This is a genomic window from Dyadobacter sp. NIV53 (assembly GCF_019711195.1).
GTDB lineage: Bacteria > Bacteroidota > Bacteroidia > Cytophagales > Spirosomataceae > Dyadobacter.
Genome location: NZ_CP081299.1, coordinates 6,901,562 through 6,916,877, shown reverse-complemented (window position 1 = coordinate 6,916,877; position 15,316 = coordinate 6,901,562). Strand labels below are relative to the sequence as shown.

At 39.7% G+C, this 15,316-nt stretch carries 13 protein-coding genes; 7 read left to right on the top strand and 6 right to left on the bottom strand.

Annotation, left to right across the window (positions count from 1 at the left end; all coding sequences use genetic code 11):
* Nucleotides 1-36: 36 nt before the first annotated feature.
* Nucleotides 37-2,349, bottom strand: coding sequence for a heparin lyase I family protein (locus KZC02_RS28365; protein WP_221391753.1), 2,313 nt, complete (start codon nt 2,347-2,349; stop codon nt 37-39).
* 728 nt (nt 2,350-3,077) lie between these two features.
* Nucleotides 3,078-3,830 (bottom strand): peptidase, encoded by a 753-nt coding sequence (locus KZC02_RS28360; protein WP_221391752.1) that lies wholly within the window; start codon nt 3,828-3,830, stop codon nt 3,078-3,080.
* Between the two features lie 339 nt (nt 3,831-4,169).
* Between KZC02_RS28360 and KZC02_RS28355 the strand changes: the two genes are divergently transcribed.
* The 3 genes from KZC02_RS28355 to KZC02_RS28345 all read left to right on the top strand — a co-directional run bounded on the left by KZC02_RS28355 (nt 4,170) and on the right by KZC02_RS28345 (nt 6,279).
* Nucleotides 4,170-4,634, top strand: a complete 465-nt coding sequence (locus KZC02_RS28355; protein WP_221391751.1) for a nuclear transport factor 2 family protein — start codon at nt 4,170-4,172, stop codon at nt 4,632-4,634.
* Between the two features lies 1 nt (nt 4,635).
* On the top strand, nt 4,636-5,457 hold the full coding sequence (locus tag KZC02_RS28350; protein WP_221391750.1) for a maleylpyruvate isomerase N-terminal domain-containing protein: 822 nt from the start codon (nt 4,636-4,638) through the stop codon (nt 5,455-5,457).
* A gap of 126 nt (nt 5,458-5,583) precedes the next feature.
* Entirely contained in the window at nt 5,584-6,279 is a 696-nt protein-coding gene (locus tag KZC02_RS28345) for an SGNH/GDSL hydrolase family protein (RefSeq protein WP_221391749.1), read from the top strand.
* A 96-nt stretch (nt 6,280-6,375) separates the two neighbouring features.
* On the opposite strand, the gene KZC02_RS28340 is transcribed toward KZC02_RS28345, so the two are convergent.
* The 3 genes from KZC02_RS28340 to KZC02_RS28330 all read right to left on the bottom strand — a co-directional run bounded on the left by KZC02_RS28340 (nt 6,376) and on the right by KZC02_RS28330 (nt 8,984).
* Nucleotides 6,376-6,699: a 2Fe-2S iron-sulfur cluster-binding protein gene (locus KZC02_RS28340; RefSeq protein WP_221391748.1), complete on the bottom strand. Its 324-nt coding sequence runs from the start codon at nt 6,697-6,699 to the stop codon at nt 6,376-6,378.
* 2 nt (nt 6,700-6,701) lie between these two features.
* Nucleotides 6,702-7,706, bottom strand: a complete 1,005-nt coding sequence (locus tag KZC02_RS28335) for an NAD(P)/FAD-dependent oxidoreductase (RefSeq protein ID WP_221391747.1) — start codon at nt 7,704-7,706, stop codon at nt 6,702-6,704.
* Nucleotides 7,707-8,087: 381 nt separating this feature from the next.
* Nucleotides 8,088-8,984 carry a diacylglycerol kinase family protein gene (locus tag KZC02_RS28330; RefSeq protein WP_221391746.1) on the bottom strand — a complete coding sequence of 299 codons (897 nt, stop codon included), beginning with the start codon at nt 8,982-8,984 and terminating at the stop codon, nt 8,088-8,090.
* An 85-nt stretch (nt 8,985-9,069) separates the two neighbouring features.
* On the opposite strand from KZC02_RS28330, the gene surE reads away from it, so the two are divergent.
* From surE to KZC02_RS28315, 3 genes are all read left to right on the top strand, one after another.
* Nucleotides 9,070-9,807: a 5'/3'-nucleotidase SurE gene (gene surE, locus KZC02_RS28325; RefSeq protein ID WP_221391745.1), complete on the top strand. Its 738-nt coding sequence runs from the start codon at nt 9,070-9,072 to the stop codon at nt 9,805-9,807.
* Nucleotides 9,808-10,074: 267 nt separating this feature from the next.
* The gene (locus KZC02_RS28320) at nt 10,075-11,376 is read left to right on the top strand and encodes an MFS transporter (protein WP_221391744.1); all 1,302 of its coding nucleotides are present in this window, start codon (nt 10,075-10,077) and stop codon (nt 11,374-11,376) included.
* A gap of 75 nt (nt 11,377-11,451) precedes the next feature.
* The gene (locus tag KZC02_RS28315) at nt 11,452-13,770 is read left to right on the top strand and encodes a c-type cytochrome (protein ID WP_221391743.1); all 2,319 of its coding nucleotides are present in this window, start codon (nt 11,452-11,454) and stop codon (nt 13,768-13,770) included.
* 83 nt (nt 13,771-13,853) lie between these two features.
* Here KZC02_RS28315 and KZC02_RS28310 read toward each other — a convergent pair whose 3' ends face one another.
* Entirely contained in the window at nt 13,854-14,375 is a 522-nt protein-coding gene (locus KZC02_RS28310; protein WP_221391742.1) for a hypothetical protein, read from the bottom strand.
* 433 nt (nt 14,376-14,808) lie between these two features.
* Between KZC02_RS28310 and KZC02_RS28305 the strand changes: the two genes are divergently transcribed.
* Nucleotides 14,809-15,081 carry a hypothetical protein gene (locus KZC02_RS28305; RefSeq protein WP_221391741.1) on the top strand — a complete coding sequence of 91 codons (273 nt, stop codon included), beginning with the start codon at nt 14,809-14,811 and terminating at the stop codon, nt 15,079-15,081.
* Nucleotides 15,082-15,316 lie beyond the last annotated feature (235 nt).

The window sequence follows — 15,316 nt, the reverse complement described above, 5'->3', positions numbered from 1 at the left end:
ATCCAGATAAGTTGCTGTGAAAAATTCCGAAAATCCTTAAATAATAAGCAAAGGATTGTAAATGCGCGATTGCAGGGATTCCAACGAGAGTTCCATATTGGCATATTCTACGGTTAATGTCTCAACAGACTGGGTCCTGTAAATACCGAATTTCCAATAAGGCCCTACTTCGTCCGTATTACCTATACCGGTATTGGCAAGGTTCAGTTTTTCCTGTCCGTTTTCCCACCATTGCAGCTGTGCATTGGTAGGTGAAAAACGAACACGAAGTACATTTCTAACCCATACACCTCTTGTAAGTTTTCCAACATAACGTACTTCTCCGGTTGCATTAACCACAAGCGGGTCTTCTACATTTGCACAGGTTGTTACAGATAAATCATCCTCACCGTTGAACCGGAAAGTTAATATGGGGACAGATGCTGCATCATGTGAATCTTCGGTAGCATGAAACTGGCCGATATGACAAAACTGCGAGGTTACCGGATCTCCAGGATATACTTTAACAGCATAGGAAAGCCATACGTCCTGGTCAAAAGGAAGTTCATTGAGCATGTAGAGTTCCGACCGTTCCTTGTCCTTTCCAGCATCACTTGCCCATTGGTCACCGGACCTTATTTCAAAACGGTGCGGCTGGCAGGATTTATTCATGGCCATATTTATCGACCAAAGCTGGTCGGCACTTTGTATACGGTAATCGTTTGCAAAAACTGTTACCTTATCTTTTGTCAAGCCGGCATTTATAAATTCTGTCGGATACAGCTCTTCGGCTATTTGCTCTTTTCCCTCATCCGTAGTGCCAGGATCCCAGAATCCCGCCCCTTCGACTTCATATCTTGAAAAAGGTATTTGGTAGGAATCTGAAATATCGTCAGCCCAGCTACCTCCGTTTCTTCTTTGTATAAAAATATCATAAGGCTGAGCAGTTTCGGGTGCAAGTAATGTACAAATTTCATCTCTGCGAACGTAGGCTTTGGACAATGTTGGTATGTAGCTGCTTGCATATAGGCCTGTTTCTAACTGTGCACCCCAAACGTAGATACCAAATGATTCATTTCCCGCATAATTCCTGTCATTATCATCGGGCTCCACGCCAATTGCAAATTCCATTTCACTCGCACTTGCTATAATGGAAGCGCTACACCTGACCCAGCCGTTACCAACAAATTCTGTATCTGTATTTAGAAAAAGTGGATTAACACTTCGGCTGACCGATCTTTCATTCAAATCAAAATGCACAGAGGAATCATTGATACTTAAGTAAACCCATTTCCGCTCACCTGGCCTGATAAACACACTAAAATTATAAATCTGCCCAATTGTCGTTTGTTGTAAAGTGAGAGGCCTGATGTAATGCAGATTAAAAGATGCGTCTTCCAGTAACTTAATAGATTTTGATACACCATCAGGAGCAAAAACCTCACTTTTTATTGCAACAGTGTTTACCAGGAGCCAGGCCTCGGGATTATCCAGATTTTCGGAATAAACCAACAAGTTAGTAGCCTTTGGCTCAACCAGAAATCCAATCAGCGCTGTTGACTCCGGGTTGTAGTTGTAACGTATGACAGAACCTGGCTGATCAGATGTAGAATTGTAGGATGTTACCTTAAGACCACTTTCAAACTGTCCTCCCCATACGTAAATGTTTCTGTTGTTTCCCCTGTAATTAATAGTTCCCTTATCTGTCATCATAAAAATCTGAAAGCCGGAGATCGGTTTCAAATCGGGAGTACCGGTAACTGAAACTCTCCACCAGCCATCACCTGCATTCGTTACAGTTGAATACAAAACGTTGACGGATGGAGAGGTGATTGCGCCGTCTAAAAGATTAAATATAAAACTGGGATTTCCTTTTTTGTAACTAGCCTTGTTCATAAAACTCACACGTACCTTTGCGCAGGTTCCGGCTTTTAGAAAAAGGCTGATTGTATATGTAGTCCCTTGTTCAACGGAAAGGCTTCTGCATATGCGGTGTTCACTTTTCTGCAGGTCTTCCTGTAAAATACCCGTAGTAAATGATCCGTCTGGTGCAACAATGTCAGGAGAAATTGTAAGTGAGGATCCTGCCGTAACCCAGCTTGCGTTGCGAAAGTCTTCACTGTAGGTGAGCATGTTCTCGCCGCTATAAGTCAACAGTCCACTGGAGTTATAATACGAAGCGAGAGAGGATCGGCTGAAAAGCATATTTTCATCTGAGGAAGTCTGAACCATGTGATCCAGGGCCTTTCGCTTTGATGACAGAATGGGAGGTAGCAGTTGCTTTTTAACAGGTACCAGAAATCGTGGGATGAACATGAGCATTGAAGCTGCCATCGACGATTTCCGAAGGAAATCACGCCTATTTTCCATAATTGTTCCGTAATGATGTTTATAAAAGAGGATTTTAAGGCATTCTTAGAGTTTTCTGCACATAGAAATTTCTCTATGTGTAATAGTACATATAATTAGCATAAATAGCAAAAGTTTTGTAAAAATATCTCTACAAAACTTTACACGAAAATTTCAAATACAATTTTCACAGTAAGTAACTGGTGATAACATGCTCCTAATTCATAACATTCTGATAACAATACTTTTATAACCATATTAAATCGGCATTTATGCCAATTAGCAGTGCTCTTTGTGACTAAAACAATGCACCTACACTTTAACGCTATTATAGTTTTTCGAAATAAACTTTTCGAATTATTAGATAGGTTTTTCTCAAAATATAAATTCAAGCCATAGATAAAACCAACCTCATCATTAAAAAAAACAGGTCAATGACATTTTCATAATTTCAGTTGAGTATTGAACACATTATGTCTGTATTATGCGGCTGTTATAGAAGTTCTCTGAATTTGTCCAAACGGATCAGTAGTGCATTCCTATTGACATGAAGGTGCAAACTTGCAACGATTCCCGTTGGCAGTGCTTCATCAAGCGGCTACAAGCCTGGCAAATCAAAAAATCAAATTAGGGTCTTGATATAAAAACAAGTGCGCTGGCACAAGTAATATAAATAGGGAAAACATTACGACAGGAAAAAGCCCGGCTTGCTTGGTTGCAGGCCGGGCTTTTTAAATATCAAACCAAATTTATTTCTCTGCCGAAACCTTATCAGCCACTTCAGGTATTTTGTCAAAGGACTTATCCATCCATTCTTCCGGAATGTCGTCAAGCGCCTGCTTTAATTTATCCGCCCAGGCTTCTGATATTATTTCCATGTCCTTCTTTTCATACCGGTGCTCCACGATCTGAAAGCTATTCTTTTTATAGAGTACCACATCAATCGGGAATTCAACATCATTGTTACTCACACGAGTAGAATCGAATGAAAGAAATCCGGCTTTAAGCGCTTGTTTCATGGTTGATTCTTCATTCAAAACACGGTTTAATATCGCTTTTCCCTGCCCCGAATTACCAATGATCACATAAGGTGAGCCTTCGTCCAGTTCAACCCAGTTGCCCTCGGAATACAATAAAAACAACTTGTGGTCTTCGTCGTCCTTTAGCTGCCCTCCTACTATAGTATTGAGATTAAACTTAAATCCGGCCTTTTCGAGCGATGCCCTGTCCTCTTCGGCTACTTTCTTTATTTGCTCCCCAAAAGCATTAACTGCTTTATACAGCTTGTTGTAAACGACACCATCATTCAGCAATTCTTCAAAATAGTGCACTGCTTTATCACGCACTGAACGAAGTCCGCTGGTCATGATAAACAGCGAATAATTGTCCTTTTGGGTAATGTACATCTTCTTTTTAACAGTGGTGTTGGTCCCGGCGGTAATGCGCGTGTCAGCAATTGCAACCAGGCCTTCCTTTACTTTTATTCCTAAACAATAAGTCATTTTTATCTTTTTTCCAATAATGTCAAACAGACTGGTCTATGTAAGAAATCTGTTTCAACTATTAAATTAATGTTATGCAAAATTACCAAAATGAGGCAGTTTCATAGAAAACTTATGCATTTACTTTTTAAATTTTTATTCAACAATACTGGCCAATTTCTTATAAGAAACTGTTTTATAACACATTAGTTCATTTTTTTGATAATTTCCGGATGATAATTTTTATTTGTATTTTGAATACGAATGAAAATTAGCATCCCAATTTTGTATACTTACACCAATGTTTTAAAATGCAATCCAATACTTATTGTACAAAACAAACCATGATCTTCCTTCCTCATGACAGCTAACGAACAATTAATAACAAAGTTTTATACCAGCTTTCAAAATAAGGATTATAAAGGTATGCAGGACTGTTATGCCGACCAGGCTAAATTCAGCGACGCTGCATTTGTAAACCTCGACGGAAAACAGGTAAGATCAATGTGGGAGATGCTGATAAAAAACGGAAAAGACCTTAAACTCACCTTTGGCAATATATCAGGAGACGCAGCCGGAGGCAAAGCGGAATGGACTGCTGTTTACACCTTTTCAAGAACCGGCAATAAGGTTACCAATAATATAAATGCACGATTTGAGATCGAAAACGGAAAAATTGTAAAACATACGGATTCCTTTCCTTTTTATATCTGGGCCAAACAAGCATTTGGCTTTACAGGTTTACTGATCGGCTGGACAACATTTTTTAAAAACAAAGTCAGGGCAACGGCTATGGAAAACCTGGCCAAATTTATGCAAAAGTAAAATGATAGAAACCAGGCATCTATTTTCAGTTCTGGATGGGAAACTGATAGAACTGTTAAAATCGCTGGAAACAGACGACTGGAACAAACACACAGTTGCCCGGTTGTGGACCGTGAAAGATGTAGCTGCACATCTTCTGGATGGAAACCTCAGAATGCTTTCTTTTTCGCGGGATCAGTTTCACTTAACTCCTGATGTGAAAATCAATTCTTATTCTGACCTGATCGGTTATCTCAATCAAATCAATGCGGAATGGGTAAAAGCCGCGAGAAGACTAAGCCCAAATGTATTGACTGATTTACTGGAAAGTACGGGCAAAGCTTACACTGAGCACGTACAAACTTTAAATCCGGATGATACAGCAATTTTTTCCGTTGCCTGGGCTGGTGAAAAAACGTCTAAAAACTGGTTTCACATTGCGAGAGAGTATACTGAAAAATGGCATCACCAGCAGCAAATCAGGAAAGCGGTGAACAAGCCGGGAATTATGATCAAAGAATTGTTTTTCCCATTTATCAGCACGCTTTTATTAGGGCTTCCTCACATTTATCTTAACGTTTTTGCACTAAATGGAACAACCATCCAACTTGATATTACCTCTGAAATAGGAGGAACCTGGTTTCTTGTCAAAACAGAAAATGACTGGAAAATTTCTTCTCAACCTGCCAGTCAAATAAGTGCAGCAATTGAAATAGAACCTGATATTGCGTGGCAGCTTTTTACCAAGGCAATCAAACCTTCCGAAATAACTGACCAGATAAAAATAACCGGTGATCACAACCTGGCAAGTACAGCGCTTACACTGATTGCAGTAATGGCGTAATAGGAATTAAATTATTTTTTTACAGATAAAATATAAAATTGATCCAAACGGATACAAAAAAGGTATATATGTTAAAATAAAGGTGTCAGAAATTGGTGCACAGGTATACTCAACACTTGAAAAATCATGAATCTATTTAAGCTGATCATTGCCTCACTCCTTTTCCTAGGAGCGTGTAAGTCTGAGCCGGTAATTAATGACCAGAATTTAAACCCCTCCGATACCGGTTTGTTGTTCCTCGCACTGGGTGATTCCTATACAATCGGGCAAAATGTGACTGTGGATCAGCGATGGCCGGTGTTGCTGGTTAAAGATTTAAAGAAAAATGGGACGGCTGTGCACTCCCCGGAAATTATAGCTACAACGGGCTGGACAACCGCAAATCTGCTAAATGCGTTGAATGCCAATCCGCCAGCCAAAAAATATGATCTCGTTTCACTAATGATCGGTGTTAATAATCAGTACCAGGGATTAAGTACAGAACAGTATCAGAAAGAATTCAGCGAATTACTTAAGAAAAGTATAACTTATGCCGGTGGCAATCCGGGAAAAGTATTTGTACTATCCATTCCCGACTGGAGTGTTACGCCGACTGCCGCCCCTTCCAACAGGCAAAAAATTGCAGAAGAAATTGACCGTTTCAATAATGTAGCAAGGAAAGAGTGTGCCAGCCAGAAAGTATATTTTATTGACATTACACCCATTTCCAGGCAGGCATTAAATGATCCGACTATGATAGCAAACGATAATCTTCATTTTTCAGGTAAAATGCACCAGTTATGGGTCAACAAAGTTTCGCCTATAGTAAAGCCCATGTTATGAAAACTTTGGGCGGAACAGTTCTGTTATAATAAGAAAAACCTTCGCTATATGTCACAGCGAAGGTTTATGTATTATTATTCCAAAATTCTATAATCTTTAAACTTCCTGAAGGGCCTTGATTTTTATGACCAATCCTTCCATATCTTCATTCGGCCTGATCTGGCAGGCAAGCCTGCTGTTATTATCCGCGTCGGGAAGTGTATCCAAAGTATCTAACTCATTGTCGTTGCAATCGGGCAGGTTTTCAGCTCCCTTTAATACTTCGATATGACAGGTTGCACATATCCCCATTCCGCCACATGTTGCCTGGATATCATATTCATAGGCTTTTAAAACTTCCATTAAGTTCAACCCTACATCTTCGGGAACATCCAGATCCTGACGATTGCCAATCCGGTCCTCAACTGTTATATTGATCATGATTAAAAAGCGTTTATTCCGTTGACAGTGGTGTATTTAAAGCTCAGCTTTTGCTCCGGATATACATATTTGAAAGCACTCTGCATCATGATCGCCGCTTCATGAAATCCGCAGAGAATTAATTTCAGCTTTCCCGGATAAGTATTGATATCACCAATGGCATAAATCCGCTCAACATTCGTCGAATAATCAAGAGTATTGACTGTTACCGCAGATTTTTCCACGCCCAGATTCCAGTCCGCAATCGGCCCCAACTTAGGGCTCAATCCGAATAAAGGAATAAAATCATCGGTTTCGATCGTTGTCAGGCTTTTATCATTTCCCAGAATGGACACTTCCTTCAATACACCATTACCATTGAGACTATTAACCTGAGATTGCAGTATGAGATCAATTTTTCCGCTTTCTGCAAGTTCAAAAACTTTTGCAGCTGAATCAGGAGCTCCCCGGAAAGTTTCTCCACGATGAACCAGCGTTACCCTGGAAGCAATATCTGATAAGAAAATAGCCCAGTCCAAAGCAGAATCTCCGCCACCAGCCAATACTATTTTTTTGTTTCTGAACTGCTCAGGACGTTTCACCATGTAGTGTACTCCTTTTCCTTCAAAATATTCCAGTCTTTCGACTGCCGGTTTGCGTGGTTCAAAGCTACCCAGTCCAGCTGCTATCACAACCACTTTACAATGGATTTCAGTCGCTTCGTTCGTAGTAACAATGTATGAGCCATCATCCTGTTTATCAAGAGATTCAACACGTTCTCCTAATGTGAATCCTGGTTTGAATTCTTCTATCTGAAGCAAAAGATTTTTGACCAGGTCTTCTGCAATAATTCCCGGAGCACCCGGAATATCATAAATGGGTTTTTGGGGGTATATTTCTGAGAGTTGCCCTCCTACCAGTGGCAAAGCGTCAATTAAATGACAGCGCATTTTAAGCAGTCCAGCTTCAAAAACTGCAAAAAGGCCTACAGGGCCGGCGCCAATAATACATATATCTGTGGTGATCATGACTTAGTTATGATGAATTTTGGAAAAGTTATTTTTGGAATTTTTCTGGTGTTTCAGTTAAATTCCATGTGACAAAAGTAACCTCCATTATCTTCGTAAGCCAATCACAATTTGTTATCAATGATAACCAGAGGTTATCGGTTGAAATATCAGATTAGCATTTGGTATTTGCAAAAAAGAAGTTCTGCAATCCTAGAAAAGATTGTTTGCAATCATAGTATAATCACCGAATGCTCTTTGGGAACGCTATGAAATAAATCTCAAAACGATATAACTACCCACAAAATTATCTGACCTGGACGAATAGTTATTGATATGACAGATAGTTAAAATTAGCAATGGAAAAATTGAAATTTTTCAATAGAACAAATGGCAGTCAATCTACTCCGGGACTAAAAATTCAAGCATTCCCGGTTGTATCTCGATTTTAACATTCAGCGGTGCAGAGAATTTGATTTTTTCATCATCTACATGCACATCCCTACCTTCCCACACAATCTCAATATTCTTAGCTTTAATGGTCGTGAAAACATAATTGTCTTCTTCACCATTAATCTTATTGAGCAGAAACGATTCAAATTTCTTTTGATGGCTTTCAGGTATCATTACGATGTCCAGTTCGCCATCACCCGGGTCGGCCGATCTGGCCAGTTCCAGGTTAGGGCCAATGGACGAGGTGTTCATTACTTCTACCATGATATACTTGCCAGAATGAACTACACCGTCAGCAATAATTTTACAATTCTGAGCTTCGTAAGTAAGTACGATATCATATAAAACTGATCTGGCAGTTTTTATTTTCTCTTCTGCATTGCCGCCTTCTGTATCTATCTTTTCCATGACTTTAATCAGCCGGGGGAATATCCCGCACCCAAATCCTTCCAGAAAAAACACCTGCCCGCCAATGCCATAGATTTTACCAATATCAAACTTTTTCAGTTTGTTTTCATGCCAGGTCTTTACAATGTCTTTTACGTTTCCATCAATACTTAAAGTACATGCAATATTATTGGCTGTACCATGCGGCAAAAGCGCAAGCGGATATTGCTTGTCGATACGTGGACGTTTCAATAAAGCTTTTGCAATTCTCCGTACGGTACCGTCACCTCCGGCAATAATCAGAAAATCCGTTTCAACTGAAAATTCTTCCCATTTTTCATTTCTTACCGATGCATAAGAACATTCAAAGCCTTCTTTCCTGATGATTGAAAGCAGTTCTTTTTTTGAAAAATCAGTATCCCCAGCAGTTGGATTGTGTAATAAGTGCGCTTTTTTCATAAGTTGGAATTAAACTCCTTTTAAATTTCAAAAAAAATATACCAGGCATAATTTTATTAAGCATTCCAAAAAAAATCATACAATTATGAAAATTTTAGTAACAAACGACGACGGAATATATAGCCCCGGACTAGCAGCACTTGCTAAGATTGCAGCGCGGTTTGGAGAAGTAAAAATTGTTGCCCCGGATGCCGAGCAATCATCTATGGGACATGCGATTACCTCATCCAGACCGCTCTCATATAAAAAATCACCTGTATCCTTTGACGGACTGGAAGCATACCGTGTTAATGGTACACCTGCGGATTGCGTCGCTTTAGGCCAGCATTTGTGGGACAAACCGGATGTGGTTTTATCCGGTATCAATATGGGGCCAAATCTGGGAAATGCTATGTGGCATTCGGGTACACTTGCGGCGGCAAAACAGGCTGTTCTGTTTGGTATGAAGGGTATCGCACTGAGCACGCCGGCAGATAAAATTGAGCCTAATTTTGAATTGCTCGATCCATTCGTTGAAAAAGCGCTGGATTTGTTGTTTAAAAATCCGCACCTGAACCTGATCAACGTCAATTTTCCGCATAATCCGAAAGGTGTAAGATGGACCCGCCAATCTGTAAGGCTCTATGATAATAGAATTGAACCGGGTATTGACCCAATGGGCAGAAAACATTATTGGTTTACTGTTATTCCATTAGAGCCGTCAGAAGAAGGTACAGATCGCTGGGCAATGGAAAATGATTTTGTTTCCATTACGCCGTTAAGACTTGATCTGACCAATGAAGCAGAATTACTTAAAGCACAACTGGCTTATCCGATTTCATAAAAAAGGGTTAAAAGGTTAAGGGTCAAAGGTGAAATGATTAAAGGCATTGGGACGTATTTTTTTGCCATGCCGCGCATACCTGTAACCCTTAACCGTTTTACCATTAACCTTTTTACCGTTTTACCCTTGACCGTTTTTACATTTCCTTCTGACCAAAGCCAAAACTCCTCGATTGTCATTAAAGGGTAGAATGTCGAAAATGCAGTCTTATTCCCAAACTGCTTTTACGGCTATAACCTAAACCTGAGCTACCCACTTGTTCATATTATGAAACAAACCAAAATTGGCAATTATCGTTGGGTCATTTGTGCTTTACTTTTCTTTGCAACAACAATCAATTACATCGACAGACAAATTCTGGGACTATTAAAACCTACTCTCGAAACAGAATTTAACTGGACAGAATCTGACTATGCCAATATTGTCATGGTATTTGCTGGCTGCTACGCACTGGGATACCTGGTTTTCGGAAATTTTATCGACAGGATCGGCTCAAAACTGGGTTATTCTATTTCAATTATTATCTGGAGCCTTGCTGCAATTGCACATGCTTTTGTAAAAACAACATTTGGATTTGGAGCAGTACGCGCTGTTCTGGGTCTTGGTGAAGCGGGTAACTTCCCGGCGGCAGTAAAGGCAACTGCTGAGTGGTTTCCTAAACGCGAGCGTGCACTGGCTACCGGTATTTTCAATTCGGGCACGAGTATCGGAGCAGTTGCAGCACCTATCCTGGTTCCGTGGCTGTTAGGTTCATACGGGTGGCGTGAAGCTTTTCTGATTACGGGTGCACTGGGTTTTATCTGGCTCGTTTTCTGGTGGTTATTTTATGAAATTCCTTCCCGCCACAAAAAGGTTTCCCCGGAAGAATTCGAGTATATTCATAGTGACAACGATCCGACTGTTGTCGAAAATGTAACACCGATCAAATGGACGCAGTTGCTACAGCTACGTCAAACCTGGGTTTTTATTACGGGAAAGCTACTTACTGATCCAATCTGGTGGTTTTTCCTGTTCTGGCTTCCCTCCTATTTTGCAACTACATTTTCGTTAGATCTAAAAAAACCAAGTCTTCACCTTGCGATCGTTTACACTGCCACTACTTTCGGGAGTATCGGTGGAGGTTATCTTTCTTCCTATTTAATCAAAAAAGGATGGGCTCCGTTAAAAGCAAGAAAAACGACTTTGTTAATTGTTGCGTTTGCAGTATTACCTATTATTCTGGCCAAATTTGCTACGGATGTGTGGGTTGCAGTGGCAATTATAAGTGTCGCAACAGCAGCGCATCAGGCCTGGAGTGCCAATATATTTACAATCGTATCTGACATTTTCCCAAAACGCGCGGTAAGTTCCGTTGTAGGAATTGGGGGAATGGCCGGTTCAATTGGATCCACATTATTCCCTTTGCTTGTTGGCGCCTTACTGGATTACTACAAAGCTGCCGGAAATATCGGTTCAGGTTACAATATTCTCTTTGTCATTTGCGGACTGGCGTATTTTACTGCGTGGCTTATCATTAATCTTCTTACTAAAAATATGAAACCGGTTGAGGAATCGTTAAGACAGGAATGATCTTTGTTACAAGAATCATCCGAAGCAAACCAAAAAGCGTATCTCTGTCAATAGTTTGTCAGTTAATCAAATTCAATGAAAAAGTTTCAGTATCTCCTTCTTTTCACCTCAATTTCGTCAGTACTTTTTTATTGTACGTCGAACAAACAATCTGCATCCCGGCAAGCTGCCAGTTCGGTTGAAAAGGTAAAAATTGATCCTGCTAAAATTGATTTCAGCAAATCACCTTTTGTTTCTCCTCAGGATGCGATCAGCAAAATGGTTGTGGAAGAAGGTTTTGAGGTAAAACTCGTTGCCGCAGAACCGTTGGTGAGTACGCCGGTTGCCATGCTTTTTGACGATAAAGCAAGAATGTGGGTTGTGGAAATGACAGGTTATATGCAGGATACAGTAGGCACAGGCGAAGAAATTCCGAATGGAAAAATTGTTATCCTGGAAGATAAAAATAAAGATGGTGTTTATGACGACCGCAAGGTATTTTTGGATTCACTCGTTTTACCAAGAGCCATTTGCCTGATTGACAACGGTATTCTGGTTGCTGAACCTACCAATCTTTGGTTCTATGAAATCAATAATGATAAAGCTGTTAAAAAACTTTTAGTAGACGATAAATATACAGAAGGCGGAAATGTGGAGCACCAGCCAAACGGATTGCTTCGTGCTATGGACAACTGGATCTATAATGCCAAATCTGATAAACGTTATCGCAAAAAAGGAGACAAATGGCTTGTCGAACATACCCATTTCCGTGGCCAGTGGGGCATCACACAGGATAATTATGGTCGCCTTTATTATAACAATAATTCGCAGAACCTGCTGGGCGATTACTTTTCACCCGGCTTGGGAGCTACCAATAAAAATCAGCGTGGCGTTGCCGGTTTTAATGAAAAGGCAGTTGCGAATAATAAAGTATATCCGATACGGCCAACTCCTGGCGTGAACAGAGGTTATATGAAAGGGATTCTGGACGATAGCCTTCGCCTGAATGATTTCACCGCCGCGGCCGGGCCAGTTATTTACCGAGGCGATCTTTTTGGAAAGGCATACGCCAACAATTCATTCGTTCCCGAACCATCAGCCAATCTGATCAAACGGAATATTATGGACGAAAACGGTTATGTTATAAAAGGAGAACAGGCTTACAAAAACAAAGAATTTCTGGCAAGTACTGACGAACGTTTTCGACCGGTAAATTTATACAATGCTCCCGATGGTTCCATGTATGTACTGGATATGTATAGAGGGATTATTCAGCATAAAACTTATCTGACACCTTATCTCAAAGGCGAAATAGGCAAACGGGAACTTACACAGCCATTGGCAAGCGGACGGATTTATAAGATTGTTCCGATAAATACAAAACCGCGGATTACAACGCTTCCCAATGATCCTGATCAATTGGTGAAATTACTAAGTCATCCAAATGGCTGGGTACGCGATAACGCACAGCAAAAGTTAATTGATTCAAAATCAACGCAGGCTATTCCTGCTTTGCGGCTGGCAATGATACAGACTGAAAATCCGTTGTTTGCTATTCATGCACTCTGGACTTTGGAAGGCCTCAATGCACTCAAAACCGAAGAGGTTCTGGGTTTACTGAACCAACCGGTCTGGCCAGCAAAAATGGCTGCTCTTACCGCAGTTCCTTCCCTGGTCAACGGTGATAATTATCAGCAATTTGTTATAGGGTTTGACCAGCTACTTGCTTCCGATGATACGCTGGCTGCCCCTTACCTTGCATTTTTGGCACCGGCAATAAAGATCCATGACGAAACGGCTGCTAATAATCTTCTGAAAAAACTGGCAGTAAAATATCCGCAAAACAAATACGTATCTGATGCGGTCATCAGTAATTTACAGGACAGCGAAGTAAAATTTGAGAAAGAATTGTCTGCTTCATTAAGTGATAAAAATCTTGTTTTCAATAAACAACTTCAGAAAGCGATTACCAATGCTAAGAATGCACTGGCCAACCGTAATCCCGATGTTTTGAAAAAACAATTTCCAAAAGGAGAAGCATTATTCACTTCTATTTGCCAGACATGCCACGGGCCAGACGGAAATGGAGTTAAATCACTGGGCCCGCCTCTAAATCAGTCGGAATGGGTTACGGGAAATAAAGACAAATTGATCTCAATTGTGCTGTTCGGATTAACCGGGCCGGTGCAGGTAAATGGACATGTATATGAATCACCCGAAGTAAGTGGTGATATGCCTGGAATAGGATATGATAAAGATATGCCAAGTGAAGATATTGCACAGCTTTTGAGCTATATCCGTAAATCATGGCGTAATGATGCTGAGAAAATTACAACTGATGAAGTCGTTACCAAACGCAGGAAACTGGGTGATCGCCAAAAAGCATTTACCCAGGCTGAGTTAAACGGAATTTAAATTAATAATATAAATGAGAACGCCGGGCAACTATTTATGGCCCGGCGTTTTTATATACCTGTTTTCCAAAATCTTCTAACTAATCAGGAGCCGTATAATTCATAAACAGTGTTATACATTAATCCTTCCTGATCATGCCTGGACCAAAAGTCACTTATACGGGAGATTATTTCAATCTGTGGAATGCTTGGGCCAAACTGGTAATCGGACAATATATAGCCTTTTTTTATTGGAGATTTTCTGAGGGCAACGCGAAGAAGCCTGTCAATATCTCTTTTGTAACGGCTTAAAAACTTAAATTTAAACTGCTGGTTTTCCCCTCCGGTACAAGTTTCAAAATCGTCATCAATTTCCGGAAAATAAATAATATCAACGGGTTCAAAGTCCCAGTCTATAATTTCACTTGCAAAACAAACATTATTCTTGTCATTCCGAAGATCCGGGTCACCAATATGAATGATGGTTCCGTCTTCGCCATTAAAAAAATTATCGAAAATCTGATTACAGCTTTTACGCTTATGATTTTCAATAATTGCAACGTTAAAATCTTCCTGGCGCAAATTAAGCCCTGGTGAATGCATCGAGGCAATTTCAATGAATGGCATGTGAATTAAAGTTAAGGTGGTGGTAAGGTAAAATTCAATACTAAATAAACGGCTGCAAAAAATCAATAATCATACAATATTCTTATTTAACGGTAGTATTACTTTAAATAACACTTAAACCTATTATAAAATTTTGTAGCATTTTTTCATTTTAAAACAATTGAAACAGAGCGAATTAATAAATTCTCCGACTCACAAATATACTACGCAAAAGTATATTATTAACCGTTATTTATGAACGTTATTGAATAATTAAATTTTAGAACTTTTTTGATGTTATTAAAAATATTTTCAAAGTAATTAACCATCCGATCAAAAGTTGTACGAAATAAAAATATTGTCCGGTAATTTTTGTAATTTGATGTACTAAAATATTTCGTTTCATTAACAATTAAAAATTATTTAAATGTGAAATTCAAACTGTTGAACTGCGATGAAAAAAGTGCTTTTCATATCGCTATTTATATTTTCGGCCTGGGTTTGTGAAGCGCAGAACCAGATTGAAAAGGACACCGTTTTCACAAAAGCAAGAGACCGTTTTTTACTTGGTATAAGACAAAAATATTTACCAGCTTTGGATGAAACTGTTGCAGACAGTATAACAATGATATTTCCAGATGGGGAGATCATGTATTCGAAGGAAAAGTTTCTTGAATTTAATGAAGCATGGTTTAAAAAAAGTGGGAAATCATTCCCGAAGTTGTAAGTACTACTGCTGAAAACAATATTGCATATTCTCTCATCCGATACCGTTATTACAGATTTAATCCTGACGGAACTGATAAACCGGTAAGTAACATATATCAGCTTCTCATTTTCCAAAAAAAGCCGACCGCTGGTATCTTGTACATAACCAGCATACAAGAATTTATCCCAAATTGTAGTCGGCCGAATGAATCCAAAGACGTATAACGGAAACAAACATTTTCGCTGAAACCTGA